At 73.9% G+C, this 25,905-nt stretch carries 23 protein-coding genes, 1 tRNA gene and 1 riboswitch; of the genes, 17 read left to right on the top strand and 7 right to left on the bottom strand.

Annotated features, from left to right (window positions below; genetic code table 11):
- Positions 1-1,134, top strand: a complete 1,134-nt coding sequence (gene proB / locus JQN72_RS10490; RefSeq protein ID WP_204135135.1) for a glutamate 5-kinase — start codon at positions 1-3, stop codon at positions 1,132-1,134.
- A 15-nt stretch (positions 1,135-1,149) separates the two neighbouring features.
- Here proB and pdxY read toward each other — a convergent pair whose 3' ends face one another.
- A complete protein-coding gene (gene pdxY / locus JQN72_RS10485; protein WP_204135134.1) occupies positions 1,150-2,004 on the bottom strand; it encodes a pyridoxal kinase PdxY in 855 nt (284 codons plus the stop codon).
- A gap of 158 nt (positions 2,005-2,162) precedes the next feature.
- On the opposite strand from pdxY, the gene JQN72_RS10480 reads away from it, so the two are divergent.
- Positions 2,163-3,455, top strand: a complete 1,293-nt coding sequence (locus JQN72_RS10480; protein ID WP_204135133.1) for a glutamate-5-semialdehyde dehydrogenase — start codon at positions 2,163-2,165, stop codon at positions 3,453-3,455.
- Here the strand turns inward: JQN72_RS10480 and JQN72_RS10475 are convergent.
- Positions 3,440-4,510, bottom strand: a complete 1,071-nt coding sequence (locus JQN72_RS10475) for a glycosyltransferase family 2 protein (RefSeq protein ID WP_204135132.1) — start codon at positions 4,508-4,510, stop codon at positions 3,440-3,442. The genes JQN72_RS10480 and JQN72_RS10475 overlap by 16 nt on opposite strands.
- A 548-nt stretch (positions 4,511-5,058) precedes the next feature.
- On the opposite strand from JQN72_RS10475, the gene JQN72_RS10470 reads away from it, so the two are divergent.
- The 5 genes from JQN72_RS10470 to JQN72_RS10450 all read left to right on the top strand — a co-directional run bounded on the left by JQN72_RS10470 (position 5,059) and on the right by JQN72_RS10450 (position 7,042).
- The gene (locus JQN72_RS10470; protein ID WP_204135131.1) at positions 5,059-5,280 is read left to right on the top strand and encodes a hypothetical protein; all 222 of its coding nucleotides are present in this window, start codon (positions 5,059-5,061) and stop codon (positions 5,278-5,280) included.
- Between the two features lie 11 nt (positions 5,281-5,291).
- Complete coding sequence (gene nadD / locus JQN72_RS10465) at positions 5,292-5,876, top strand: nicotinate-nucleotide adenylyltransferase (protein WP_204135130.1); 585 nt, start codon at positions 5,292-5,294, stop codon at positions 5,874-5,876.
- Positions 5,873-6,253: a ribosome silencing factor gene (gene rsfS, locus JQN72_RS10460; RefSeq protein ID WP_204135129.1), complete on the top strand. Its 381-nt coding sequence runs from the start codon at positions 5,873-5,875 to the stop codon at positions 6,251-6,253. The genes nadD and rsfS overlap by 4 nt, the downstream gene beginning before the upstream one ends.
- On the top strand, positions 6,250-6,903 hold the full coding sequence (locus JQN72_RS10455) for a histidine phosphatase family protein (RefSeq protein WP_204135128.1): 654 nt from the start codon (positions 6,250-6,252) through the stop codon (positions 6,901-6,903). Before rsfS ends, JQN72_RS10455 begins: the two co-directional genes overlap by 4 nt.
- Before the next feature lie 66 nt (positions 6,904-6,969).
- A tRNA-Ala gene (locus tag JQN72_RS10450) sits at positions 6,970-7,042 on the top strand.
- A 301-nt stretch (positions 7,043-7,343) separates the two neighbouring features.
- Here JQN72_RS10450 and JQN72_RS10445 read toward each other — a convergent pair.
- The 3 genes from JQN72_RS10445 to JQN72_RS10435 are packed head-to-tail and all read right to left on the bottom strand — an operon-like array spanning position 7,344 to position 9,582.
- Positions 7,344-7,943: a DNA-3-methyladenine glycosylase I gene (locus JQN72_RS10445; protein ID WP_204135127.1), complete on the bottom strand. Its 600-nt coding sequence runs from the start codon at positions 7,941-7,943 to the stop codon at positions 7,344-7,346.
- On the bottom strand, positions 7,940-9,085 hold the full coding sequence (locus tag JQN72_RS10440) for a metallophosphoesterase (protein WP_204135126.1): 1,146 nt from the start codon (positions 9,083-9,085) through the stop codon (positions 7,940-7,942). The genes JQN72_RS10445 and JQN72_RS10440 overlap by 4 nt, the downstream gene beginning before the upstream one ends.
- Positions 9,082-9,582, bottom strand: a complete 501-nt coding sequence (locus JQN72_RS10435) for a glutathione peroxidase (protein WP_204135125.1) — start codon at positions 9,580-9,582, stop codon at positions 9,082-9,084. Before JQN72_RS10435 ends, JQN72_RS10440 begins: the two co-directional genes overlap by 4 nt.
- Positions 9,583-9,661: 79 nt before the next feature.
- Between JQN72_RS10435 and JQN72_RS10430 the strand changes: the two genes are divergently transcribed.
- The 4 genes from JQN72_RS10430 (at position 9,662) to JQN72_RS10415 (ending at position 16,376) form a co-directional block, all read left to right on the top strand.
- The gene (locus JQN72_RS10430; protein ID WP_204135124.1) at positions 9,662-11,134 is read left to right on the top strand and encodes an NAD(P)/FAD-dependent oxidoreductase; all 1,473 of its coding nucleotides are present in this window, start codon (positions 9,662-9,664) and stop codon (positions 11,132-11,134) included.
- Between the two features lie 68 nt (positions 11,135-11,202).
- The gene (locus JQN72_RS10425; protein WP_204135123.1) at positions 11,203-11,673 is read left to right on the top strand and encodes a DUF4396 domain-containing protein; all 471 of its coding nucleotides are present in this window, start codon (positions 11,203-11,205) and stop codon (positions 11,671-11,673) included.
- A gap of 186 nt (positions 11,674-11,859) precedes the next feature.
- Positions 11,860-14,766, top strand: coding sequence for a leucine--tRNA ligase (gene leuS / locus JQN72_RS10420; protein WP_204135122.1), 2,907 nt, complete (start codon positions 11,860-11,862; stop codon positions 14,764-14,766).
- Between the two features lie 90 nt (positions 14,767-14,856).
- Positions 14,857-14,970, top strand: a riboswitch (SAM riboswitch).
- Between the two features lie 41 nt (positions 14,971-15,011).
- Positions 15,012-16,376: an aminotransferase class V-fold PLP-dependent enzyme gene (locus JQN72_RS10415; RefSeq protein ID WP_204135121.1), complete on the top strand. Its 1,365-nt coding sequence runs from the start codon at positions 15,012-15,014 to the stop codon at positions 16,374-16,376.
- A 495-nt stretch (positions 16,377-16,871) separates the two neighbouring features.
- On the opposite strand, the gene JQN72_RS10410 is transcribed toward JQN72_RS10415, so the two are convergent.
- Together JQN72_RS10410 and JQN72_RS10405 are read right to left on the bottom strand one after the other, a co-directional pair.
- On the bottom strand, positions 16,872-18,161 hold the full coding sequence (locus JQN72_RS10410) for a HAMP domain-containing sensor histidine kinase (protein WP_204135120.1): 1,290 nt from the start codon (positions 18,159-18,161) through the stop codon (positions 16,872-16,874).
- Entirely contained in the window at positions 18,158-18,859 is a 702-nt protein-coding gene (locus JQN72_RS10405) for a response regulator transcription factor (protein ID WP_204135119.1), read from the bottom strand. Before JQN72_RS10405 ends, JQN72_RS10410 begins: the two co-directional genes overlap by 4 nt.
- Positions 18,860-18,894: 35 nt before the next feature.
- Here JQN72_RS10405 and JQN72_RS10400 point away from each other — a divergent pair, with 35 nt between their 5' ends.
- From JQN72_RS10400 to JQN72_RS10375, 6 genes are all read left to right on the top strand, one after another.
- On the top strand, positions 18,895-19,656 hold the full coding sequence (locus JQN72_RS10400; protein WP_204135118.1) for a hypothetical protein: 762 nt from the start codon (positions 18,895-18,897) through the stop codon (positions 19,654-19,656).
- Positions 19,657-19,706: 50 nt separating this feature from the next.
- Entirely contained in the window at positions 19,707-20,570 is an 864-nt protein-coding gene (locus JQN72_RS10395) for a DegV family protein (protein ID WP_204135117.1), read from the top strand.
- A gap of 4 nt (positions 20,571-20,574) precedes the next feature.
- On the top strand, positions 20,575-21,174 hold the full coding sequence (locus JQN72_RS10390) for a glycerol-3-phosphate acyltransferase (RefSeq protein ID WP_204135116.1): 600 nt from the start codon (positions 20,575-20,577) through the stop codon (positions 21,172-21,174).
- 168 nt (positions 21,175-21,342) lie between these two features.
- The gene (locus JQN72_RS10385; RefSeq protein ID WP_204135115.1) at positions 21,343-22,344 is read left to right on the top strand and encodes a glycoside hydrolase family 16 protein; all 1,002 of its coding nucleotides are present in this window, start codon (positions 21,343-21,345) and stop codon (positions 22,342-22,344) included.
- Between the two features lie 113 nt (positions 22,345-22,457).
- Complete coding sequence (locus tag JQN72_RS10380) at positions 22,458-23,480, top strand: helix-hairpin-helix domain-containing protein (RefSeq protein ID WP_204135114.1); 1,023 nt, start codon at positions 22,458-22,460, stop codon at positions 23,478-23,480.
- On the top strand, positions 23,477-25,900 hold the full coding sequence (locus JQN72_RS10375) for a ComEC/Rec2 family competence protein (protein WP_204135113.1): 2,424 nt from the start codon (positions 23,477-23,479) through the stop codon (positions 25,898-25,900). The genes JQN72_RS10380 and JQN72_RS10375 overlap by 4 nt, the downstream gene beginning before the upstream one ends.
- The last annotated feature ends 5 nt before the right edge of the window (positions 25,901-25,905 follow it).

Below are 25,905 nucleotides of genomic sequence, written 5' to 3'. Positions count from 1 at the left end.
GTGGCCGACGACACCGCCGCTCGGCTGCGCCGCGATCTCGGAGCGGCCCGGCGGCTCGTCGTCAAGGTCGGGTCGTCGTCGCTGACCAGCGTCGACGGCGGGTCGCTCGACCTCGACGCCCTGACCGCGCTGGTCGACGTCCTCGCCGAGCGGCGGGCCTCCGGCCGTCAGGTGGTCCTCGTCTCCTCCGGTGCCATCGCGGCGGGCATCGGCCCGCTCGGGCTGGCGCGCCGGCCGTCCGACCTCGCGACGCAGCAGGCGGCGGCGTCCGTCGGCCAGGGTGCGCTCGTGGCGGCCTACCAGGCCGCGTTCTCGGGTCACGGGCTGACCGTGGGGCAGGTCCTGCTCACGGCCGACGACACGACCCGCCGCAGCCACTACACGAACGCCCGGCGCACCCTCGAGCGCCTGCTCGAGCTCGGCATCGTGCCCATCGTCAACGAGAACGACACCGTGGCGACCCAGGAGATCCGGTTCGGCGACAACGACCGGCTCGCGGCGCTCGTCGCCGACCTCGTCGGTGCGGACGGGCTGGTCCTGCTCACCGACGTCGACGCGCTCCACGACGGTCCGCCGTCCCGCGCGGGGTCACGCCGGGTGCCCTTCGTCGCGCAGCCGTCGGACCTCGACGCCGTGACGATCGGCGGCACCGGCTCGTCGGTCGGCAGCGGCGGCATGGTCACCAAGGTCGAGGCCGCCGGGATCGTCGGGTCGGCGGGTGTTCCGACCCTGCTCACCCGGCTGCCGGACGTCCGCCGGGCGCTGGACGGTGCGGATCTCGGGACCGTCTTCGCGCCGGCTGCCGCGACCCGCGCCTCCCGCAAGCGCTGGCTGGCGCACGCGACGACTGCCCGTGGCCGGCTCGTCCTCGACGACGGCGCCGTCGAGGCCGTCACGGTGCGCCGCAAGTCGCTCCTGCCGGCCGGGATCGTCGAGGTCACCGGCTCGTTCGCCGCGGGGGACGCCGTCGACGTCTGCGCGGCCGACGGCACCGTCATCGCCCGCGGGTTGGTCAACTTCGCGTCCGGCGAGCTGCCCCGCCTGCTCGGCCGCTCGACGTACGAGCTCGCCCGCGAGCTCGGCCCGGAGTACGAGCGGGAGGTCGTCCACCGCGACGACCTCGTCGTCCTCTGACCCTCCTCGGGGGCCTCAGTGGAGGCGCTCGACCTCGAACTGCATCCGCGGGTTCGCGATCTCGTCCTGGCTCTGTACGAGCTGCAGCTCGCGCCGGCCGGAGTCGAGCGTGCGCTGCAGCAGGTCGAACACCGACGACACCGTCCGGCCGAGCGCCTCGCCGGCATCCCCGGTGCGCAGCAGGTGGGCCATGAAGAGCGCGGCGGTGACGTCCCCCGAGCCGTTGGCCTTGAGCGGCAGCTGCGGGGTGCGCACGACCCATGCACCGTCGCCGTGGACCGCGAGCATCTCGATGGTGTCCGCCGGGCGGTCCGGGCGCAGCACCGACGTGACGAGCACCGTCGACGGCCCCATCGCCCGCGCCGCCTCGACCGACGCCAGCGTCGAGTCCAGGTCGCCCGGACCGGTCTCGGTGAGGAAGCCGAGCTCGAACTGGTTCGGGGTGATGAGGTCGGCCTGCGGGACGACCTTCTCGCGGAGCAGCACCGGGATGGCCGGGTGGACGAAGCATCCCGACGTCGCGTTGCCCATCACCGGGTCGCAGGCGTAGATGGCCGACGGGTTCGCGGCCTTGGTCCGCGCGACGGCGTCGAGGATGACCTCGCCGATCTCCTCGCCACCCTGGTAGCCGGAGAGCACGGCGTCGACCTCGCCCAGCGCCTCGCGCTCCTCGACTCCGGTCACGACCTCGCGGACGTCGTCGGCGGGCATGAGCGGCCCGCGCCACGCCCCGTAGCCGGTGTGGTTGGAGAAGTGCACCGTGTGTACCGGCCAGACCTCGACGCCGAGCCGCTGGAGCGGGAACACCGCCGCGCTGTTGCCGACGTGGCCGTACGCGACGGAGGACTGGATGGACAGGATCGTCGTCACGGCGGACCATCCTTCCACGGTCGTCCACGGCTCGCGCGCGGGGGGGGCCGGGAGGTGCCGCCGGGGCTCCGGGGGCCCACCCGGTGGGGCCCGGGGCTCCACGGCTCACCTCATGACCGCGAGTGCCCGTCATCGGCGGACGCGCCTACCCTTGGGGCATGCCCGAGAGCGTCACCGACATCGACCCCGCGGACGTCGAGCAGGTCCGCGTCGTCGCCGAGTCCGCCCGCAGCGCCGCCCGCCGGCTCGCCCTGCTCTCCCGCGCCGAGAAGGACGCCGCCCTCCACGCGCTGGCCGACGCCTTCGAGGCCGCCACCGACGAGGTTGTCGAGGGAAACTCGGCCGACCTCGCGCGCGGCCGTGAGCAGGGGATGGCCGAGAGCCTCCAGGACCGGCTGCGGCTCGACCCGGCACGTGTCGCCGCCGTCGCACAGGCGCTGCGCGACGTCGCCGGTCTGCCCGACCCGGTCGGCGAGGTCGTGCGGGGCTCCACCCTCGCCAACGGTCTGCAGATCCGCCAGGTGCGGGTGCCGATGGGGGTCGTCGGGATGATCTACGAGGCCCGCCCGAACGTCACCGTCGACGCCGCCGGGCTCGGCCTGAAGTCCGGCAACGCCGTCGTCCTGCGCGGTGGCAGCGCCGCCCAGGAGACCAACCGCGCCACCGTCCGGGTACTCCGTGCGGCGCTCGAGGCGCACGGCCTCCCGGCCGACGCGGTGAGCCTGCTCGAGGGCGGCCACGGCGTCGTACGCGCCCTGATGACCGCCCGGGGCCTGGTCGACCTCCTCATCCCACGCGGGGGAGCGGACCTCATCCAGGCCGTCGTCACCGGTTCCACCGTCCCCGTCATCGAGACCGGCGTCGGCAACTGCCACGTGTACGTCGACGCCGCCGCGGACGTCGACCGTGCCCTCGCCATCGCCGTCAACGCCAAGACGCACCGGCCGAGCGTGTGCAACGCGGCCGAGTCACTCCTCGTGCACCGCGCGGTCGCCGACGCGTTCCTCCCCAAGGTGCTCGCGGCGCTCTCGGCCGAGGGCGTGACCCTGCACACCGACGCCGCCGCCGGACGGGCGGCCGAGGCGGCCGGAGTCCTCCACGACGCGGCCACCGACGAGCACTTCGCCACGGAGTTCCACGGCCTCGAGATGTCGGTCGGGGTCGTCGACGACCTCGACGCCGCGCTCGCCCACATCCGGCGCTTCGGCTCCGGGCACACCGAGGCGGTCGTCACCGAGGACCGTGCCGTGGCCCGCAGGTTCACCGCCGAGGTCGACGCTGCCGCGGTCATGGTCAACGCGAGCACCCGGTTCACCGACGGCGGCGAGTTCGGGTTCGGTGCCGAGATCGGCATCTCGACCCAGAAGCTGCACGCCCGGGGCCCGATGGCCCTGCCCGAGCTGACGACGACGAAGTGGGTCGTGGAAGGCGACGGTCAGATCCGGGTCTGACCCGCCGAGGCCTTCCGGGGCCGCTCGGTGGCGCCGGACCGGGTGTCGCCGGTCTCGTCCTCGGCGTCGCGCACCGGCACGACGTGTGGGCGGCTCGGCGCGGGGTCGGCGCCCGCGAGGTCGAGGCTGTCGTGCGCGACGAAGTACGCGGGCCTGGCCTGCAGGGCCGAGTAGGTGCGCCCGACGTACTCGCCGAGGATGCCGAGGGCGAGCAGCTGCACCGCCCCGACGGCCGCGACGATGACGACCGTGGACGTCCAGCCGGGGAGGGTGTTGCCGACCCACATCGCGATGACCGCGTAGACGAGGACGACCGCGGCCGCGACGCCGCCGATCAGCCCGAGCCACGTGGCGAAGCGCAGCGGCGCGGTGGAGAAGCCGGTGACGGCGTCCACCGACAGCCGCACCATCTTGGAGAAGGGGTACTTGGACTCGCCCGCGGCGCGCGCTTCGCGCCGGTAGCCCACGGACGCGTTGGGGAAGCCGAGCGCCGGGACGACGAGGCGCAGCACGCGGTTGTGCTCGGGCAGCGCGTTGACGGCGTCGACCGTGGCCCGGGACATCAGCCGGAAGTCGCCCGCGTCGACGTGCGCGTCGACGTCCGAGAGGGCACGGATGGAGCGGTAGAACGCGCGGGCGGAGAGGCGCTTGAAGGCGGTGTCGGTGGAGCGGTCCTCGCGGACGCCGTACACGACGTCGACGTCCTCCTCGCGGGCGACCTGGAGCATCTCGCCGATCGTCTCGGGCGGGTCCTGCAGGTCGGCGTCGATCGTCACGACGTACCGGCCACGGGCGAGCGCCAGACCGGCCGAGATGGCGGCCTGGTGCCCGGCGTTGGCGCGGAGCCGCACGACCCGCACCGCGTCCCACTCCCGGCGCAGGCGCTGGAGGAGGACGGGGGTGGCGTCGGTCGAGCCGTCGTCGACGCAGAGGACCTCGTAGGTGGCTCCCCAGGACTCCGCCAGCGGCCGGAGCCGCTCCACGAACAGGGGGATGACCTCCTGCTCGTTGTACATCGGGACGACGACCGTGAGGTCGATGGGGGAGTCAGGCATGGGATCAAGGGTAGATGGCGTGCCTGTGGGGGACCCGTGGGATGCCGTGAACCGCCTGTGCGGCGGAGGGCCCCCGAGTATGAGGTCGGGGGCCCCCGCCGGCACCCTGCCGGCCGGGTGTCGAGCCGGTCGGTCCCTGCGGCGTACCGCACAAGGTCTGCCACGCGACGGTGGCGCCGCCCCGTGAGGAGACGGACTTCGACTCGGGCCGTCGGCCGCAGCACCCGCGCCGTCGCGCGCGGCGTGCACCCACAGAAGGAGGTACACGGCCCTCGCTCCGAGAGACCCGGGGCGTGGGGCGACGTGCCGTTATCCGATCGACCCACCCCCAGGACGAGACCCGACCGGAACGTTCCGGCCGTGCTCCGCCGAGGGGGCGCGTGGACAGTTGTAGTCGTCGGACGGCACCCCGGCAACCCGTTCCGAGAAGAAAGTCGAGGCCTCGTCGAGGACGGGCGTGTCGTCCACAGCCGGGGGTGCTCGGGGCCCTTGTCGTGCACAGCCCTGTGGACGAAATCCGTGGACAACGGACGGGTACGCTGGCCCACATGCCGAGCATCTCCACCGTCGTCGTCGCCGCCGAGGAAGCCGCTCACCACGAGCTGCCCATCCCACCGTGGCTCATCGGCCTGATCGCGCTCGTCGTGTTCGCCGCGCTCCTCGGGGTCACCTGGTCCTTCAGGGGCACCGCGTACAAGTACCCGGTGCCGGCGGCGCCGTCGAAGGGTGAGGACGAGCCGCACTGGCCCGAGCACCCGGGGCACCACTGAGCGAGCGCCGCGTGCGGCTGGGCGTCATGGGCGGGACCTTCGACCCCGTCCACCACGGTCACCTCGTCGCCGCCTCCGAGGTGCAGACCCGCTTCGGCCTCGACGAGGTCGTGTTCGTCCCCACCGGGCGGCCCTGGCAGAAGGACGCCCGCGAGGTCTCGTCGGCCGAGGACCGCTACCTCATGACCGTCATCGCGACGGCCTCCAACCCGCGCTTCACCGTGTCCCGTGTGGACGTCGACCGTGACGGGCCCACCTACACCGTCGACACGCTGCGGGACCTGCGCGCCGAGCGTCCGGACGCCGAGCTGTTCTTCATCACCGGCGCCGATGCCCTGGCCCAGATCCTGTCGTGGAAGGACGCCGACGAGCTGTGGGAGCTCGCCCACTTCGTCGGTGTCACCCGACCCGGGTACGTCCTGAGCGAGCTCGGGCTGCCCGCCGACCGGGTCACCCTGCAGGAGGTCCCCGCGATGGCCATCTCGTCGACGGACTGCCGCGAGCGGGTCCGTGGTGGGACGCCGGTCTGGTACCTCGTGCCGGACGGCGTCGTCCAGTACATCTCCAAGCACCGCCTGTACCGAGGAGCACCGTGACCGCATCCGACAGATCGCTCGAGCTCGCCCGGGCCGCCGCCGGGGCAGCCGCCGACAAGCTGGCGACGACCATCTCCGGCATCGACGTCTCCGACCAGCTGGCCCTCACCGACGTCTTCGTCATCGTCTCGGCGGAGTCCGAGCGGCAGGTCGGGTCGATCGTCGACGAGATCGAGGACACCCTGCGCGGGCTCGGGGCCAAGCCCGTCCGGCGCGAGGGCCAGCGTGAAGGGCGCTGGGTGCTCATCGACTTCGCCGACATCGTCGTGCACGTCCAGCACGACGACGAGCGCGAGTACTACGAGCTCGAACGGCTGTGGAAGGACTGCCCTTCGCTCGACCTCGGGGCACTCGGCACCGAGCAGGGCGGGCGGTGAGCGGCGGGGGCTCCCGACGGCTCGTCGTCCTCCGGCACGGGGAGACCACGCACAACGCCGCCGGGGTCTGGCAGGGCCAGCTCGACAGTCCGTTGTCCGAGCTCGGGGAGCAGCAGGTGATGCGGGCGGGCGCGGCGGTCGCGGCGCTCGGGCCGGTCCGGGTCGTCACCTCCGACCTCCAGCGGGCCCGGCACACGGGCGAGAGTGTCGCGGCGACGGCCGGGGTCCCGATCGTCGACGACCCGCGGCTACGCGAGATCCACGCGGGCGCGTGGCAGGGGCTGACCAACGACGAGATCGTCCGGGAGTGGCCCGAGGAGCATGCCGCCCTGCGGGCCGGTGAGGACGTCCGCAGACCCGGTGGTGGGGAGTCGCTCGCGGACGTGCGCGACCGCGTCGGGCCGGCCGTGGACGACGTGCTCGCCCAGGCCGCCGCGGGGGAGTGCGTGGTGCTGTCGACCCACGGTATGGCCGGCCGGATGATCGTCGCGCACCTGCTCGGGCTCGACGTCCCGAGCGCACTTCGGATGCTCGGCGGGCTGGGCAACTGCCACTGGGCAGAGGTCGTCGAAGGGCGGCGCGGGTGGTTCCTGCGGACGTGGAACGCCTCGGCCGAGCCGGCCGCATCCGACCCCACGATGCGCACGTAGGGGCGATTTGGGGGAGCGCGGAGGCGTGGGTAGACTCGCCGACGCCCCTGCGGGGGTCACCCACTCGGGGCTGTAGCGCAGTTGGTAGCGCACCTCCATGGCATGGAGGGGGTCAGGGGTTCGAATCCCCTCAGCTCCACAGACCAGTACGGGACCGGACATGCTTTTCGTCCGGTCCCGTACTGCGTTATCGGGCAGAGTGATTCGAGGAGCCGCCGCAGCGGAGCGAGGACGGCGGGGTCCCCTCAGCTCCACAGACCAGTCGAGGCCCGGACACGCTTGTCGTCCGGGCCTCGAGCCGTGCGTGGAACCGGCGGATGCCTGACGAGGATGCGCGACATGCGGAGCATCCGAGCCGGAACCCGGCGTGTCTCGCACTCTCGTCGTCAGGCAGCGTGACAGCCGGGCGGGATGCCGGACGATCCGTGGTCGGGCGGAGGTCAGCCGGGCCAGATGCCGGACGAGCCGCGGCGGTGGCTGTCGAGCAGATGGGTGTCGACGATGCCGATGGCCTCCATGAGGGCGAACATCGTCGTGGGGCCGACGAAGGCGAAGCCCTTGCGCTTGAGGCCCTTGCTGAGCGCTACCGACTCCGGTGAGGTCGTCGGGACCTCGGCATGGGTTCGCGGCCGGGGCGTCTCGGCTGGGCGGAAGGACCAGACGAAGGCCGAGAGGTCGCCGTCCGGGTCGTCCCGCAGCGCCAGGGTGGCCCGGGCGTTGGTCAGGGTCGCGAGGACCTTGGCGCGGTTGCGGACGATGCCGGCGTCCGCGAGCAGGCGTTCGACCTCCGTGTCGCCGTAGGCGGCGACGGTGTCCGGGTCGAATCCGGCGAAGGCGGCCCGGAAGGCCGGCCGCTTGCGCAGGATCGTCGCCCAGGACAGGCCGGACTGGAAGGCCTCGAGCGAGAGCCGCTCGAACACGCCCCGCTCGTCACGCACCGGCATGCCCCACTCGGTGTCGTAGTACTCCTGCAGCAGGGGGTCGATGGCGGCCCAGGCGGGACGGGCGAGCCCGTCGTCCCCGACGACGACGCCCGTCATGAACGTCTCAGGGTGACGACCGGAACCTCCGGTGGCGCGAGCACGCGGACGGCGGGGCCCCAGGCGCCGGCTCCCCGGGAGGTGACGACGGGGACGTCGCCCACGGTCGCGAGGCCGTCGACCATCGGCTGCTGGAACGGCACGAGGTAGCGCAGTGGCCACAGCTGTCCGCCGTGGGTGTGACCGGAGAGCTGGAGGTCGACGCCGCGGCCCTCGAGGGCGAGCGCCTGGCGCGGTTGGTGGGCTGACATGAGCGAGAACCGGCCGGGCTCGGTGCCGGCCAGGGCGGCGTCGTAGTCGGGGGCGAACGGGCCGTCACCGCTGTAGTCGTGCACCCCGACGAGGTCGACCCGCTCGCCGTCGCGCTCGAGCGGCACCGACTCGTTGCGCAGGACGCGCAGCCCGAGCTCCTCGAAGGCCGCGACCCAGTTCGCGGTGTCCCGGTACATCTCGTGGTTGCCGGTCGTGACGTAGACCCCGAGCGGTGCCTCGAGGTCGGCGAGTGGGGCGACCTCCTGGGCGTACCGCTCGGCGCGGCCGTCGACGAGGTCGCCGGCGATGACGACGAGGTCCGGCCGCTGGGCGTTGGTGAGGTCGACGACCTTCCGCGTGAAGGCGGCGCTCCGGACGGCGCCCGCGTGGAGGTCGGTGAGCAGTGCGACCCGGGTGCCGTCGAACGCGGCCGGGAGCTGCGGCGAGGAGACCTCGACCGTGGTCACGGCCGGGCGGCTCGCCTCCCACGCGCCGTACCCGGTGAGGCCGACGGCCAGCGCGGCGACGAGCGGTGACGTGACGCGGTTCAGCCGACGCCGCCCGTCCGAACCGTGCCCGTGGCGCCACCGGAACAGCCACAGGATGACGGAGAGCGCCCACGCGGTGACGAGACCGAGGAAGAGGTACAGGCACGTCGCGAGGAACGCCGCCCCGGTCCAGGCGACCGGGCGCATCGTGTCCGGACTCCAGCGACCGCCCCAGACGTCGAACTGGACGAGGAGGGCGGCGAACAGCGCGGCCAGGACGACCGCGACGAGCCAGGGCACCCACCGACGACCCCAGCGGGGTGCGACGGCGAGCCGGTGCCAGACGAACGCCAGGAAGCCGAGGAAGACCCCGATCGGCACGAGGGCCTGGAGCCAGGTCATCCGTCGGAGCCGGTCCCGTCGACCAGAGCTGCGCGCACGTCGCCCGCGAGGTCGGCCGGCTCGGTCCTGGGGGAGTAGCGTCCGACGACCCGGCCGTCCCGCCCGACGAGGAACTTCGTGAAGTTCCACCTGATCCGACCGCCCAGCAGCCCCTTCTTCTCGGACTTCAGCCATCCGTAGAGCGGGTGCTCGTCGTCGCCGTTGACGTCGACCTTGGCGAACATCGGGAAGCTGACGCCGTAGTTGAGCTGGCAGAACTCGCCGATCTCGTCCTCGCCGCCGGGCTCCTGCGAGCCGAACTGGTTGCACGGGAAGCCGAGGATGACGAAGCCGTCCTCCTCGAGCTCCTCGTACAGCGCCTCGAGGCCGGCGTACTGCGGGGTGAAGCCGCACTTGCTCGCGGTGTTGACGACGAGCACGACCTTCCCGGCGTAGTCGGCGAGCGAGCGGTCCTCGCCGTTCAGGGTCCGGGCGGAGAAGTCGTGCAGGGTCGTCATGGCGTCATCGTCGCACGCGGTGCCCACACGTTCTCCTGACCGGGCCCTCGTGGGCGGGGCGCCATCTACCCTTGGGCCGATGCGCCACGACCCCCCGGCCCCACCACCCCTGGACGTCGACGTCCTCGTCGTCGGGGCGGGCATCTCGGGTGTCGACGCCGGCTGCCGGCTCGCGATGGAGGACCCCGCACCGTCCTGGGCCCTCCTCGAGGCGCGCGACGCCATCGGCGGCACGTGGGACCTCTTCCGGTACCCGGGCGTCCGCTCGGACTCGGACATGTACACGCTCGGGTTCCCGTTCCGGCCGTGGCGGGGTGCGACGTCGATCGCCCGTGCCGAGGAGATCCTCCGGTACGTGCACGAGACGGCGGAGGCGTACGGGGTGACCGAGCGCATCCACCTCGGGCAGCGGGTCACCGGTCTCGAGTGGTCCGCGCACGACCGTCGCTGGACGGTGACGGCGCGGCGCGGCGACGGTGAGGTGCTCACCCATCGCGCGCGCTTCGTCCACCTCGCGACGGGCTACTACAGCTACGAGTCCGGGTACGTGGTCGACTTCCCGGGCCGGGACGACTTCGCCGGCCCGGTCGTGCACCCGCAGCACTGGCCGGAGGACCTCGCGCTCGACGGGAGACGCGTCGTCGTCATCGGGAGCGGCGCGACGGCGGTCACCCTCCTCCCCGCGATCGTCGAGGCCGGCGCCGCGCACGTGACGATGCTGCAGCGCAGCCCGGGCTACGTCGTGGCGCTGCCCAACACCGACGGGCTCGCCGACCTCGCCCGGCGCCTGCTGCCGGCCGGGGCTGCACACCGCGCCGTCCGGGCCAAGAACGTCGCGCTGTCGACGCTCACGTACCAGCTGCTGCGGCGCTACCCCGAGGGCGGCCGCCGGGTCCTGCGCGACCGGCTCGTCGCCCGGCTGCCGGAGGGCTACCCGGTGGACGTCCACTTCTCGCCCGCGTACGACCCGTGGGACCAGCGGGTCTGCGTCGCACCGGACGGCGACCTCCTCGAGGTGCTCGCGTCGGGCGACGCCGAGGTCGTGACGGGCACGGTCGACCGGCTCGTCCCCGAGGGGGTACGGCTCACCGACGGGACGGTGGTCGGGGCCGACGTCGTGGTCACGGCCACCGGGCTGCGGCTAGAGATCTGCGGAGGAGCGGAGCTCGTCGTCGACGGCTGTCCGGTCGACGTCCCCACGAGACATGTCTACAAGGGCTGCATGCTCTCCGACGTGCCGAACCTCGTCCTCGCGGTCGGGTACACCAACGCGAGCTGGACGCTGCGCGCCGACCTCACGGCCCGGTGGTTCGGCTCGCTGCGCCGGTGGATGGAGCGGCACGGCCGGACCGTGGCGGTGCCCCGGTGGGACGGCTCGGGCGGTGCCGACCGTCCGCTGCTCGACCTCACCTCGGGCTACATCCGTCGGGGGCGGCACCTCCTTCCGCGGCAGGGCGAGCACGCGCCGTGGCGGGTCGTGCAGAGCTACGCGTACGACCTCGCGACGACCCGGCTCGGCCGCGTCGACGACGGCGTCCTCGAGCTGCGCTGAGCGCCAGGCGCGGCCGGCACGATGCCGCGGACAGGAATACCCCATAGGGGTATCTCGTTGTCGCGCGCATGAGCGAGCACACGCACCCGACCACCGACCACGGACCGGCCACCTGGGGACAGGCGGCCAGCGCGACGCTGCACTGCCTCACGGGATGCGCCATCGGCGAGGTCCTCGGCATGGTCGTGGGGACCGCAGCCGGGTTCTCGACCGGCGCCACCGTCGTGCTGTCGGTGGCGCTCGCCTTCGTCTTCGGCTACGCGCTCACCCTCACCCCGATCCTGCGGGCCGGCGTGGCGCTCGGCTCGGCCCTCGGGCTGACCGTCGCGGCCGACACGGTCTCCATCGCCGTCATGGAGGTCGTCGACAACGCGGTGATGGTCCTCGTGCCCGGCGCCATGGACGCCGGCCCGGTCACGGTGCTGTTCTGGGCCGCGCTGGCGTTCTCGCTCGCGGTGGCGTTCGTCGTCACGGTGCCCGTCAACCGGTGGCTCATCTCCCGGGGCCGCGGGCACGCCGTCGTCCACGGGATGCACTGAGCCCGCCGGGCGGCACGGTCGCCGACCGCGGTCGTGCCGCCGCTGCGGTACCCTGAGCCCGTGGCGAGGTTCCTGCTTCTTCCCTAGCCGCGCCGGCCCCACGGCCCGCGCGGCGACCCCTCCTGTGCGAGGGGTTTTTTCATGGCTGCGGGACACCCGACACCGAGACGAACCGACGAGGACGAGATGAGCGAGACCCCGTACCGCTACACCGCCGAGCTGGCCGGACAGATCGAGGTCGCGTGGCAGGACCGCTGGGAGGAGCAGGGCACCTTCCGCGCCCCCAACCCGGCCGGCCCGTGGGCCGACCCCGCCGGCGTCGCCGAGCACCCGGGGGGCCACCTGCTCGTCCTCGACATGTTCCCGTACCCGAGTGGTGCGGGCCTGCACGTCGGGCACCCCCTCGGCTACATCGCCACCGACGTCTACGCCCGGTACAACCGGATGCTCGGCCGCAACGTCCTGCACTGCCTCGGCTACGACGCCTTCGGCCTGCCCGCCGAGCAGTACGCCGTGCAGACCGGACAGCACCCGCGCAAGACCACCGAGGAGAACATCACGATCATGGCGCGCCAGCTGCGCCGCCTCGGCCTCGGCCACGACGACCGCCGCGCCATCCGCACCATCGACCCCGACTACTACCGCTGGACGCAGTGGATCTTCCTCCAGATCTTCGACTCCTGGTACGACCCGGAGGCCGAGCGCGCGGACGGCGGCACCGGCCGGGCCCGCCCCATCGCCGAGCTCGTCGAGGAGTACCGCGGCGGCGCCCGGCCCACGCCCGACGGCCGCGCCTGGGACGACCTCTCCCACACCGAGCGGGCCGCGCTGCTCGACGCCCGCCGGCTCGTGCAGTCGGTCGAGGCCGAGGTCAACTGGTGTCCCGGCCTCGGCACCGTGCTGGCCAACGAGGAGGTCACGAACGAGGGCCGCTCCGACCGCGGCAACTACCCGGTCTTCAAGCGCAACCTGCGCCAGTGGGTCATGCGGATCACCGAGTACGCCGACCGTCTCGCCGACGACCTCGACCGCGTCGAGTGGCCCGAGAAGGTCAAGACGATGCAGCGCAACTGGATCGGGCGCAGCCAGGGCGCCCGGGTGACGTTCGCCGTCGATGCCGGCGAAGGCGCCGGCATCGAGGTCTTCACCACCCGCCCGGACACGCTGTTCGGCGCCACCTTCATGGTGCTCGCCCCCGAGCACCCGCTCGTCGAGACCCTCGTGCCCGAGGGCGGCTGGCCCGAGGGCACCAAGGACGCCTGGACCGGCGGTGCGGCCACCCCGGCCGAGGCGGTCGCCGGCTACCGGGCCGCCGCCGCGGCCAAGACCGACGCCGAGCGCCAGGACGAGGGCAAGGCCAAGACCGGTGTCTTCACGGGCGGATGGGCCGTCAACCCGGTGAACGGAGCCCGGGTGCCGGTGTTCGTCGCCGACTACGTCCTCATGGGCTACGGCACCGGGGCGATCATGGCCGTGCCGGCCCAGGACGAGCGCGACTGGGACTTCGCGGCCGCCTACGCCCTGCCCGTCGTCCGCACCGTGCGACCCCCCGAGGGCCACGACGAGTCCACGGCCTACACCGGCGACGGCCCGGCGATGAACTCCGCCAACGACGAGGTGAGCCTCGACGGCCTCGGCGTCGCCGAGGCCAAGGAGCGGATCATCGGCTGGCTGGAGGCCGAGGGCCTCGGCGAGGGTGCCGTCACGTACAAGCTGCGCGACTGGCTCTTCGCCCGCCAGCGCTACTGGGGCGAGCCCTTCCCCGTCGTCTTCGACGAGGACGGCATCGCCCACGGAGTGCCCGAGGACCAGCTGCCCGTCGAGCTGCCGGACGTCCCCGACTACAGCCCGAAGGTCTACGACCCGCAGGACGCCCACAGCGAGCCGGAACCGCCGCTCGCCCGCGACCACGAGTGGGTCACCGTCGAGCTCGACCTCGGTGACGGCCGGGGCCCGCGCACCTTCCGCCGGGACACCAACGTCATGCCGCAGTGGGCCGGCTCCTGCTGGTACTACCTGCGCTACCTCGACCCGGCGAACGACGCCGCGCTCGTCGACCCCGAGAACGAGGCCTACTGGATGGGCCCGCGCCCCGAGCCGGTCGCCGGCGCGCCGGCCGGGACCCGCGACCCGGGTGGCGTCGACCTCTACGTCGGTGGCGTCGAGCACGCCGTGCTGCACCTGCTCTACGCCCGGTTCTGGCACAAGGTGCTGCACGACCTCGGGCACCTCGCCTCGGGCGAGCCGTTCCGCACGTACTTCGCCCAGGGCTACATCCAGGCCCCCGCCTACACCGACGCCCGCGGCCAGTACGTCGAGGCCGGTGAGGTCGAGGAGCACGTCGACGACGACGGCCGGCAGACCTTCACCCACGGCGGTGCCCCGGTCTCGCGTGAGTTCGGGAAGATCGGCAAGTCGCTGAAGAACATGGTCAGCCCGGACGACATGTACGCGGCGTTCGGCGCCGACACCTTCCGGCTCTACGAGATGGGTCTCGGCCCGCTCGAGCAGAGCAAGCCGTGGGACACCCGTGCCGTCGTCGGCAGCCAGCGCTTCCTCCAGCGGCTGTGGCGCAACGTCGTCGACGAGGAGACCGGCGCCCTGCGCGTCGTCGACACCCCGCTCGACGACGCCACGACCCGGGTGCTGCACCGCACGGTCGACGCCGTCCGCACCGACTTCGGCTCGCTCGGGTTCAACACCGCCATCGCGCGGCTCACCGAGCTCAACAACGCGCTGACCAAGCTCGAGGGCGGTGTGCCCCGCGAGGCGGCCGAGGCGCTCGTCCTCATGGTCGCGCCGCTCGCGCCGCACATCGCCGAGGAGCTCTGGGCCCGTCTCGGGCACGACCGCTCGCTCGTGTACCAGCCCTTCCCGGTGGCCGACCCCGGCCTGCTCGTCGACGACACGGTCACCTGTGTCGTCCAGATCAAGGGCAAGGTCCGCGACCGCATCGAGGTCCCGAGCGACATCGCCGAGGACGCGCTGCGCGAGCTGGCGCTGGCCCGTCCCAAGGTGCAGGAGGCGACGGCCGGGGGAGTGCGCACCGTCATCGTGCGGGCGCCCGGGCTCGTCAACGTCGTCCCGGCCTGAGGCGGACGGGCGAGAGAACCCCCGGGGGTTCTCTCGTCCAGCGGACGGCGGCTGACGGGCGCCCCTCGGCGAGGGCACACTGTCGGCGTAGGTCATGAGTGCCAGCGCCAAGCCCCGGCTCGCTGGCCGGCAACCCTCCTCCGCGGTGGGGTGCTCCGGGTGACGACCTGGTCGGCGCCGAGGTGGCGTCGGCAAGCGCGGGATCCCGGTGCGGCCGAGGGTCCTTCGGCCCTCGAGGAGCCTCGATGTCCAGCATCCGACCTGTCGACGAGTCCGCCCTGCACCTCGCCCACCGGCTGACCACCCCCGACGTCCCGGTCCCCGCCGTCGTGCGGCCCGGCCCGGTGCCCACCGTCCACGGCACCTGGGTCGACTACGCCGCCCTCGACCACGGGGCCTCCACGCCGGCTCTGGAGTCTGTCGTGCGTGCCGTCGACACGGCCGTGCGGACGTACTCCTCGGTGCACCGCGGTCAGGGCTGGCTCTCCCGGGTGACCAGCGCCCACTACGAGGCGGCCCGGGAGGAGGTCGCCCGGTTCGTCGGTGCCCGCCGGGACGACGTCGTCGTCCTCACCCGGAACACGACCGACGCGGTGACCCTCCTCGCCCGCGCGCTGCCCACGGGGACGCCGGTGGTCGTGTTCGAGTCCGAGCACCACGCGTCGCTGCTCCCGTGGCAGCCGGAGGACGTCCACCGGCTCCCGGTCCCCGCTGCGGGGGTCGCGTCGGCGCTGACCGCGCTCGACGCCCGGCTGTCCGCCCTGGAGGACGGTCCGACACCGCTCGTCGTCGTCGCGGGCGCGTCCAACGTCACCGGTGAGCTCTGGCCGCTCGACCAGGTGGTCCGCACCGCGCAGCGACACGGAGCGCGGGTGCTCGTCGACGCCGCCCAGCTCGTCGCCCACCGGCCGGTCGACCTCGGCTCCCTCGGTGCCGACTGGGTCGCCTTCTCCGGTCACAAGCTCTACGCGCCCTATGGCGCCGGAGCGCTCGTGGGTCGCCGGGACTGGCTCGACGCCGCCGACCCCTACCTCGCAGGCGGCGGGGCCAGCGCGGAGGTCACCCGGGATGCGATCCGCTGGTCGACGGGCCCGGCACGGCACGAGGGCGGTAGCCCCAACGTGCTCGGTGCCGTGGCCCTGGCCGCCGCCTGCGCCGCGGTGCGCGAGCACCGGACCGCCGTCGAGCAGCACGAGCACGTGCTCACCGAACGGCTGTCGGACGGGCTGCGGGACATTCCCGGTGTGCGGACGTCGTCGATCTTCGGGCCGGACACCGACCGCGGCCCCGTCGTCGCCTTCACGGTCGACGGTCTCGACGCCCACCTCGTCGCCGCGGCGCTGTCGGCGGAGTACGGCATCGGGGTCCGCGCCGGGAAGTTCTGTGCGCACCTGCTCGTCGACGCACTGCTCGCGAGCACCCCCGAGCACACGACCGCCGTGCGGGTCAGCGCGGGTCTGGCGACGACCCCGGAGCACGTGGAGCGCCTTCTCGCGGCCGTCCGAGCACTCGCCACGACGGGGCCCGGGGTGGAGTACACCCGGGATGTCGACGGGGGCTGGGTCGTGGCCGACGACCCCCGCGACCTGTCGGTCGAGCTGCCCTGGTGAGGTGACACCGGCTCCTCCTGCCCGCACCGCAGGAGGAGCCCGTAATGACGCCACCCCCGCCTCGCGGGTCGGTCCCGAAGGAGCGTCGGTGCAGGGGTTCCGACGCGCCCGGTTCCGGCCGTCCCGCGGGCGGGGGTGGACTCATGGCAGCCACCGAGACCGCTCATGTACCCGGTGACGAGAAAGAGCATCTCCCGCGCCACGACAACGCGACGTCATCCCGATGTTAAGAAACCCTCATGGGTATCGGGACCTGCGAGTTCGTCGTTCACCCGACCGCCGGGACGGGCCCGTCGCCGAAGGGATCGCGCGGACCGCGACACGCCCACCGTTGACGGTCTCTTGACGAACTGACGACATGCACTTAGCACGCGCGCGAGCATCCTCGGTCGGCGAGGTGTCGGGCCGGTGGTCCGCGCCATTCCCACCCGACACCCCGGAGGGCACGTGAGCCACCTGCTGCCGAGCGGCTGCGGGCCTCGTGCTGCCTCGCGGTCAGGCGGTCGAGTCCAGGGGCAGGTCCACCTCGACCCGCAGCCCGCCGAGGTCCGACCGGCCGAGCCGCACGCTGCCACCCGCCGCCTCGGCGACCCGGTGCACGATGGCCAGGCCGAGCCCGGTCGACCCGGCGGCGCTGTCGCCGCGGCCGGCCCAGGGCCGGGGCATGCCCGGCCCGGAGTCCTCCACCACCAGACGCGCCGTCTCGTCCGACACCACGGTCCCGACCCGCAGCCTCGTGCCCTCCGGCGTGTGCGCGAAGACGTTGTCCAGCAACGTGTCGACGAGCTCGTCGGCGTCGTCGCGGCCGACCGAGACCCAGGCATCGCCACCGGACTGGTCGAGGGTCAGCGGACGGTGCGAGTCCTCCGCGAGCGGTTTCCAGAAGGCCACGCGGTCCCGCACGGTCGTCGTGAGCTCGGTGGCACGGGTCAGCTCCGTCGCGAGCGGACGCCGCGCCTCACGGACCACGTCGTCGATGCTGCGACGCAGGTGGTCCACGTGGTCGCGAAGCCGCTGGTTCAGCTCGGGGTCGCTCACGAGGTCGGCGTCCAGGCGCAGTGCCGTCACCGGCGTCCGCAGCCGGTGTCCGAGGTCCGCCACGTTCTCGCGCTCCGCGGCGACGAGGTCGTGGATGCGGTCGGCCAGGGCGTTGAGGGCGCGTCCGAGCTCACGGGTCTCGGCCGGCCCGCCGGGCACCGCCCGGGCGTCCGCGTCCCCCTCGCGCAGACGGTGGGCGACGTCGGCGACCTCGATGACCGGGACGGCGATGCGGCGTGCGAGGTTGCGCGCGGCGAGCACCGACAGCAGGACGAGCGCGAGACCCAGGAGCACGACGACGCCGGTCGCCTCCGGCACGCCGCTGCGCAGCTCGTCGGACGGAATCCGCGCCACGACGACGTGGATCCCGTCGGTGAGCGCCACCGGCGCCACACCGTCGACGCCGTTGCCGTGACGCGAGGTGAAGGCCGCGCGTTCCCGCCGCGCCTGCTCGACGTCCTGGCGAAGGCCCGTGTCCATCGGCACGGTGCTGCCGACGGTCGTGTCGTCCGGGCGGACGACGATGACCGCCGGTCCCTGGAGGGACGAGTCGGCGACGGCTCGACCGAGGTTGCCCGGGTTGTCCAGCGTGGCGACGAGCGTGGCGACGGTCGCGGCCTGCTGACGCGCGGACTCCGCGGCCCGCTGCTCGGCCTGGCCGGAGATGAGGATCACCAGCGGCAGCACGAACGCGACGACCACCGCGGAGGTCGACGCCGCCACGAGCCACGTGATGCGCCGGATCATGGAGCGTCGCCGGGCTCCCCGCTCGGCGCGACGAGCCGCACCCCGACCCCGCGCACGCTGTGGAGGTACACCGGATGAGCGGCGGTCTCGCCCAGCTTGCGTCGCAGCCACGACAGATGGACGTCGACCGTGCGCTCGCTGCCGCCGTACGGCAGGTTCCACACCTCTGCGAGGATCTCCCGCTTCGTCACGACGTCGCCCGCGTGCTGCGCCAGGTACAGGAGCAGGTCGAACTCGCGCCGGGTGAGGTCCAGGCGCTCCCCGGCCAGGAGCGCCTCGCGACCTCCGGCGTCGACGACGAGCTCGCCGACCTCGCTCACCTGGCTGTCGCTCCCGGCGTCGCTGCGCCGCAGCACGGCACGGATGCGCGCCTCGAGCTGGTCCATGCCGAAGGGCTTCACGACGTAGTCGTCGGCCCCGTTGTCCAGGGCCTTGACGACCGTCGGGTCGTCGTCGCGTGCGGTGACGACGATCACCGGCGTGTTCCGCACCGCGCGAAGCATGCTGAGCAGGCTGAGCCCGTCGAGGTCGGGCAGGCCGAGGTCGAGGAGGACGACGTCCGGCTGGTCGTCGAGGGCCTGTTGCAGGCCGACCATCCCCGACGGGGCGCTCGCCACAGCGTGGCCCCGAGCGGTCAGCGACCGGACCAGGCTGCTGCGGATCGACGGGTCGTCCTCGATCACCAGCACATGTGTCACGGTCGGGACGTTAGTCCAGGAAGGCGGTGGGCGCCGTGAGGCCCGCGGTGCGCAACGTCGTTCCGATGCTCGTCGGCTGGGTCATCGTCGCCGGCACACTCGCCGCGGTGACCTTCGTGGTCGTGGGGTACGCCGGTGACATCGTCGGGCGTGACGTCCGCGCCACGGGCCCCACGGCGACCCGGACGGTGCCCGGCTCCGCGGGGGCTCCGTCGCCCGGCGACCCGGGGGGTCAGGGCACGCAGAGCGGGACCGACGCACCGTCCGGCACGACGGCGCCCTCCGCCACGCAGGACCCGCCCGACCCGGACGGTCCCGACGTCCCCGGTGGTCCCGGCGCGCCAGGAGCGGGAAAGGACGCCCCGTCGACGCCCGAGCCCCCCGGACCGGACCGCCCGGAGCCGGCCGACCCCGCCCCGACCACCCCGGCGGACCCCGGGACGCCGACCAGAGGCGGCTCCTCGCCGACGCCGACACCGTCGCCGAGCCGTACCTCCTCCTTCAACGAGGCGGGCGGCAGCGTGACGGCGACGTGCCGCGGCAAGAAGATCACCGTCGACTCGATCCGGGTGGCCGACGGCTGGAGCTTCGACACGAAGACCGCCGGTCGCTCCGACCGGGTGTCCGTGACGTTCGCGAACAGTGGCTCGGGCTCCACGGTGACCATCGAGATCTCCTGTGTCGGTGGCAAGCCGGAGCAGACCGGTCGCAAGACGTCCAAGAAGAAGGGCCGGGAGGCCACGATGCGGTCGACGCCGGCGCCGGCCGCGGACGCACCTGCCGCGAAGCCTCGCTGAAGCGCTCCGTGGAGTCGTCCCCCTCGGGAGCGGCCGACTAGCCTGCGGGCGTGCCCACTGTCATCGTCACCGACTCGACGGCCTACCTGCCCGGCGACCTCGTCGGGAGCCTCGACGTCCGGGTCGTCCCGCTGCACGTCGTGATCGGGGGGACCGAGCACCGGGAGGGGGTGGACGTCGACGCGGCCGCGGTCGCCGAGGCGCTGCGTTCCTACACCCCGGTCTCGACCTCCCGCCCCGCGCCCGCCGCGTTCCTCGAGGCCTACGACGCGGCCGCCCGCGCGGGAGCGGACGCCGTCGTGTCGGTCCACATCTCCGCCGAGCTCTCCAGCACCACCGCCGGAGCGCTCCTCGCGGCGGAGGAGGCACCGCTCCCGGTGACCGTCGTCGACTCCCGCGCGCTGGGCATGGTCATGGGACACGCGGTGCTCGCGGGGGCGCGTGCCGCCGCGGACGGCGCGCCGGTGGAGGACGTCGCGGAGGTCGTGCGACGGACCTGTGCCGGAGCCACCGTCGTCTTCTACGTCGACACCCTGGAGTACCTCCGGCGCGGGGGGAGGATCGGGCGCGCCGGGGCGCTCGTCGGGTCCGCTCTCGCGATCAAGCCCCTCCTCGGGCTGCGCGAGGGACAGATCGTGCCGCTCGAGCGGGTGCGGACCTCCACCCGAGCCATCGCCCTCCTGGAGGAGCTGGCGGTCGACGCCGTCTCGGCGGCCGAGCGGGACGGTGGTCCCGGCGTCGACATCGCCGTGCACCACCTCGACTCGGGGGAGCGGGCGGAGCGGCTCGCCGGTCGGCTCTCGTCCCGATGTCCGGCCGCAGGAGTGCGCGTCGTCGAGCTCGGGGCCGTCGTCGGTGCCCACGTCGGCCCGGGGACGCTCGCCGTCGCGGTCGTGCCGCGGGCGACCGCCTGAGCCCGTGCCCGCCGACCTGCTCGTCCTCGGCGCGGTGGCGCTCGTGGCGTTCCTCCTCGGTGCCGTCAACCCGGCGACGATCGTCGCCGGGACCCTCGGTCGCGACCTGCGCTCGTCCGGGTCGGGCAACCCGGGAGCGGCGAACGCCGGCCGCGTGCTCGGCCGGAAGTGGGGCGTCCTCGTCCTGGTCCTCGACGTCGCGAAGGCGTTCGCACCGACGCTCCTCGCGTCGACCTGGTTCGGGCAGACCGCAGGGCTCGTCGCGGGTCTCGCCGTGGTGCTCGGCCACGTCTACAGCCCGTTCCTCCGGGGCCGGGGCGGCAAGGGTGTCGCCTGCGCCGTGGGGGCCGTCCTCGCCGTCGAGCCGGTCGTCGCCGTCGCCGCCCTCGTCACCTTCGCCCTCGCGTTCGCGGTCGTCCGGGTGATCGGGGAGGCCTCCGTCCTGGGCACGCTCGCCATCGCGGCGGTGGGCGTGACGGGCGCGATGGGCCTGGTGCCGGGGGTCGGACGGTGGACGGGAGCGTGGCTCGCGGCGGTGGCGGGGGTGGTCGTCTCCCGGCACCGCCGCAACGTGCGGGCGTGGTGGTCACGGGTCCGTGGCTGAAGCACCGCGCGCCGGCGTGTGCGCGGTGGTCGGGCGGACGGCCTGTGCGGACCCTCAGCGTCGACGGGACTCCGCGCTCGCGGTGGGCAGACGGTCTCGCTAGCGTCGAGAAGTGCTCCTCGAGTGGTGCGCCGATGCACCACTCGCACTGCAGGGAAAGGACGCATCATGCACCGCACATCGTTCTCGACGACACCGCGGCAGGGGTACCGCCGCTGTGCACCGACCCTCGTTCTCACGCTGACGGCGCTCGCCGGTCTGGGGACGGGTGCCGCTCGGGCCCAGCCCGTACCCGACGCCGGCGGCGCACCCACCACGGTCGCGTCGAGCGCACCGGGGTGCGGAACCCTCTTCGACGACTTCGACTACTCGGGCCGTGACGACCCCGCTCTCGCCGACCACGGCTGGACCCTGCGCTCCGGCGGCGGCGGACCGGGGGTCGGGGGCGGCGACGGCTGGTCGCGCGACCGGGTCGACTTCGTCGACGTCGACGGTCAGAGCGCTGCCCGCCTCACCGCTCGTACCGACGGCACCTCGGCCGGCACCTCCCAGGCAGAGCTGGCCCAGCGAGAGTTCCGTTTCCGCGAGGGCACCTACGCGGCCCGTATCCGCTTCTCCGACCGTCCGGTCAGCGGGTCGGGCACGGCACGTCCGAACCAGACGTTCTACGCCCTGAGCCCGCTGCGCTACGACTGGGACCCCGAGTACAGCGAGCTGGACTTCGCCGAGTACCTCTCCCGTGGCGGATGGGGCTCCGACGGACCGGCCCTGTTCACGACGTCGTACCACAGCTACCAGGCGGACCCGTGGGAGGCCCAGAACGTCTCGGACGTGCGGTACGGCAGCCTGGACGGCTGGCACGTCATCTCCGCGACGGCCACCGACGGCGTCATCCGCTACTCCCTCGACGGTGAGGAGATCGCGGTGCACGACCGGGACAGCGCCGACTACGACGTCTTCCCTCGTAGCGACATGCAGCTGGCCTTCAACCACTGGTTCATCGACCTGGGCGACGACGGCTCGCGTGGGCCGGTGGAGTACCAGGAGCACGTCGACTGGGTGCTCTACCACGCCGGGACCGCGAGCTCCCCGGAGCAGGTGCGCGAGGACGTGGACTCCTACCGGGCCTCGGGTGTCTCCCACACCGATGACCTGGGGGCCTGCGGCTGACCCCGTGCTCGTCCGTCCGCCGGCCGTCCACAGGCCGGCGGACGGACGGTGTCGTCCACAGGGCGCCCTTCCGGCGGTGACCGGCAGGGGGGTTGCTTCCTAGCGTCGCCGGTATGCGACGCAGACCCCCGCCCGAGCCCGTGTCACCGCGGGCCCTGGCCCGCCTCCGCCCGGTGCGGGCGGGATGGGTCCCGGTGGCCGCCACGCTCGGCGGAGCGGCGCCCCCGGAGCGCGACGGGGGATCCTTGGACGTCGCGCCGGAGGCGCACGACGACGGTGAGCACGACACCGCCCCGGAGCCGCGGGGCCACGGCCGGCACCGGAGGACGGCTCTCGCGGGCTGGGTACGCCTGCCGTCGGCGTTCACCGGTGCGTCCTGGCAGCCCGGGCGGCGGGCCGTGCTCGGGGTGCTCCTCGTCACCGTCGTCGCGGTCGCCGTGTTCGGCCTGCGGGTCGCGTGGGCACGGGCCGCGGCGGATGCCGAGATCGTCGTCCCCGGGGATGCCAGCGGGGCGGGGGGGTTTGCGTGTTGGGTCGCCCGGGGGGCGGGCGGGGGGGGGGGGCCCGTGGGGGCGGGCGCGCCCCCGACGGTGGTGCACGGTCCCGAGGCGGGGGCCGGCGAGCCGGGCGACCCGTCCGCCGGTGAGCCGGCGGACGGGTCGCACACCGCCGGCGTGGACGACGCCGGCGACCCGGACGTCGTCGTCCACGTCGTCGGCCAGGTGGCGCGTCCCGGAGTGCTCCACCTCCCCGTGGGTGCCCGGGTCGCCGACGCGGTCGAGGCGGCAGGTGGGGCCACCCGGTCCGCCGACCTCGCGGCGGTGAACCTCGCCAGGCCGCTCGTCGACGGCGAGCAGGTGCGGGTGCCGAAACCGGGCGAGGTGGTCGCGGCGGCTCCCGGCGGCGACGCACCGGCCGGCGGAGGCGCGGCCACGCCAGGGGGCGGGCTCGTCCCTCTCAACACGGCCGACCTCACGGCCCTCGACGCGCTCCCGGGCATCGGGCCCGTCCTGGCGCAGCGGATCGTCGACTGGCGCACCGAGCACGGCCGGTTCACGACCGTCGACGAGCTGGCGGAGGTCAGCGGGATCGGGGAGAAGCTGCTGTCCCGGCTGCGACCCCTCGTCACGACGTGACCCCCACCGGGGGAGCGGACGCGGGGCCACCGGCGTCCGGTGTCGACCTCCGCCTCGCCGCGCCGGCTGTCGGAGCGTGGGCCGTCGCGGCCGCGACGCTGGCGTGGAGCGGGCCGGCCCGCGGTGCCCTCGTCGCCGGGTGCGCCGTCCTCGGTGCGGGTGTCGCACTCGCCCGCACCGGACGCCGTGAGGTCGACGGTGCGTCTCGGGGCCGGTGGCTCACACCGCTTCACGGGCCGGTGCTGCTCCTTCTCGTCCTCGTCGTCCTGCTCCAGCTGGCGGCCCTCACTCAGGACGCCCTGCGCACGCGGGGTGGGGTGCTCGAGCTCGCCGAGCTGCGGGCCCGCGTGACGGCAGAGGTGCTCGTCACGGGCGACCCCGTGCGCGTCGCCGACCGCGGTGGGGGAGAGCGGGTCCTTCGGACCGGAACGGTGCGCGTGATCGAGGGGCGCGGGACGCGTCGGTCCACGGCCGCGCCCGTGCTGCTCACCGGAGGGCAGGAGCTCGCCGGCCCCGGGTGGCACGCGACGGTGCGGCTCGACGGACGCCTGGCACCGGGAGACCCCGGTGACGCCCGGGTCGCCGTCCTGTCCGTCGCGGGGCCCGTGGAGGTGGTCCGTCCGCCGGGGGCCGTCGCCCGGGGTGCGGAGCGGCTGCGGTCCGGGCTGCGCCACGCCGTCGACGACGCGCCCGCCGACGCCCGTGGGCTGTTGCCCGGCCTCGTCATCGGGGACACGAGCCGGACGCCCGCCGACCTCACCGACGCGATGCTCGCCACCGGGATGACGCATCTGACCGCCGTCTCGGGCAGCAACGTCGCGGTCGTCGTGGGCCTCGTCCTCGGTGGCTGCGCCGTGGTCGGCGTGCCACGCAGGGCCCGCCCGGTGCTCGCCGGTCTCGCCCTGGCGGGTTTCGTGGTCCTCGCGCGACCCGAGCCGAGCGTCGTGCGCGCCGCGGCGATGGGCGCGATCGGCCTGATCGGCCTCAGCCGCTCCCGCCGGTCGGCCGGGATCCCCGTGCTCGGGGCGGCCGTCGTCGTCGTGCTCGTCGTCGACCCCTGGCTGGCACGCTCCTACGGCTTCGCGCTCTCCACGCTCGCGACGCTCGGCCTGCTCCTCTTCACCCGCCCGTGGGGCGACGCCGTCGCGCGGCGCCTGCCGTCCCGGCTGGCGCCGCTCGGCCCGGCCTTCGCCGTCCCGGTCGCGGCACAGGCGGCGACAGCCCCGGTCGTCGTGCTGCTCCAGGGCTCGGTGAGCCTCGTCGGCGTCGTCGCCAACCTGCTCGCCGCGCCGCTCGTCCCGCCGGCCACCGTCGCAGGCGTGGCCGCGGCGCTCTTCTCGCTCGTCTCGGAACGGGGTGCCGCCCTCGTCGCGTGGGTCGGCATCGTCCCGACCACGCTCATCGCCCGGGTCGCGCGGCTCTTCGCGGACGTGCCCGGTGGCACGCTGCCATGGCCGGACGGGCCACCCGGGGCCCTGCTGCTCGCCGCCCTCCTCGTCGTGCTCCTGCTGACCGGGCGGGCACTCGTCGCCGTCGTCGCCGCCCATCCGGTGGTCTCCTTCGGTGTCGTCGCCCTGGCCGGCGCCCTCCTCGTGCCCACGCGTGTCGTCACCTGGCCCCCAGCGGACTGGAGGGTCGTCGCCTGCGACGTCGGCCAGGGGGACGCGCTCGTCCTGCGCAGCGGTCCCCGTTCCGCCGTTGTCGTCGACACCGGCCCGGACCCGAACCCGGTCGACGCCTGCCTCCACCGGCTGGACGTCGAGTCGGTCGACGCCGTGGTCCTCACCCACTTCCACGCCGACCACGTCGACGGGCTCTCCGGGGTCGTCCGGGGGCGGACCGTGCGGCAGGTGCTCGTGACGCCGGTGCGCGAGCCCGAGGCGGCCGCCCGGGCCGTCGACGCCACGGCCGGCGCGCACGGCATCCCCGTCGCGACCCTGACGGCGGGGGACAGGCTGCGGGCCGGCGAGCTCGAGGCGACCGTCTGGAGCCCCTCACGTCGGATCGCCGCGGGGTCGGTGCCGAACAACGCCAGCGTCGTCCTCGCGGCCCGCACCGGCGACATCGACGTCCTGCTGCTCGGGGACGTCGAGCGGGAGGCCGCCCACGACCTCCTGCTCCGGCTGCGGCGGGACCCGGAGATGTCCGCCGCGGCTCGGGGGTTCGAGGTCGTCAAGACCCCGCACCACGGCAGCTCCAACCTCGATGCGGCGTTCATGGAGGCGGTCCGCGCGCCGGTGGCCATCGTCAGTGTCGGAGCGGACAACGACTACGGGCACCCCACGCCGGAGCACCTCGCGCTCCTCCACCGGCTGGGATCGGTGGTCTACCGTACCGACCAGCGGGGAGACATCGCCGTCGTCGCCCGCGCCGGAGGCGTCCAGGTGGGGACGCGTAGCGCAACCCCCGGGGGCATGTAAGGACT

The sequence above is a fragment of the Phycicoccus sp. CSK15P-2 genome (genome assembly GCF_016888005.1).
GTDB lineage: Bacteria > Actinomycetota > Actinomycetes > Actinomycetales > Dermatophilaceae > Phycicoccus.
Note: the sequence above shows the minus strand (reverse complement) of the source record. Positions and strands in the feature narration are given on the sequence as shown.

What these genes read in the sequence shown, in the direction of transcription:
- JQN72_RS10480 (WP_204135133.1), top strand. Translation starts at nt 2,163, where the DNA reads ATGCCCGAGAGCGTCACCGACATCGACCCCGCGGACGTCGAGCAGGTC.
- JQN72_RS10475 (WP_204135132.1), bottom strand. Translation starts at nt 4,510, where the DNA reads ATGCCTGACTCCCCCATCGACCTCACGGTCGTCGTCCCGATGTACAAC.
- JQN72_RS10470 (WP_204135131.1), top strand. Translation starts at nt 5,059, where the DNA reads ATGCCGAGCATCTCCACCGTCGTCGTCGCCGCCGAGGAAGCCGCTCAC.
- JQN72_RS10445 (WP_204135127.1), bottom strand. Translation starts at nt 7,943, where the DNA reads ATGACGGGCGTCGTCGTCGGGGACGACGGGCTCGCCCGTCCCGCCTGG.
- JQN72_RS10440 (WP_204135126.1), bottom strand. Translation starts at nt 9,085, where the DNA reads ATGACCTGGCTCCAGGCCCTCGTGCCGATCGGGGTCTTCCTCGGCTTC.
- JQN72_RS10435 (WP_204135125.1), bottom strand. Translation starts at nt 9,582, where the DNA reads ATGACGACCCTGCACGACTTCTCCGCCCGGACCCTGAACGGCGAGGAC.
- JQN72_RS10430 (WP_204135124.1), top strand. Translation starts at nt 9,662, where the DNA reads ATGCGCCACGACCCCCCGGCCCCACCACCCCTGGACGTCGACGTCCTC.
- JQN72_RS10425 (WP_204135123.1), top strand. Translation starts at nt 11,203, where the DNA reads ATGAGCGAGCACACGCACCCGACCACCGACCACGGACCGGCCACCTGG.
- leuS (WP_204135122.1), top strand. Translation starts at nt 11,860, where the DNA reads ATGAGCGAGACCCCGTACCGCTACACCGCCGAGCTGGCCGGACAGATC.
- JQN72_RS10415 (WP_204135121.1), top strand. Translation starts at nt 15,012, where the DNA reads ATGTCCAGCATCCGACCTGTCGACGAGTCCGCCCTGCACCTCGCCCAC.
- JQN72_RS10410 (WP_204135120.1), bottom strand. Translation starts at nt 18,161, where the DNA reads ATGATCCGGCGCATCACGTGGCTCGTGGCGGCGTCGACCTCCGCGGTG.
- JQN72_RS10385 (WP_204135115.1), top strand. Translation starts at nt 21,343, where the DNA reads ATGCACCGCACATCGTTCTCGACGACACCGCGGCAGGGGTACCGCCGC.
- JQN72_RS10380 (WP_204135114.1), top strand. Translation starts at nt 22,458, where the DNA reads ATGCGACGCAGACCCCCGCCCGAGCCCGTGTCACCGCGGGCCCTGGCC.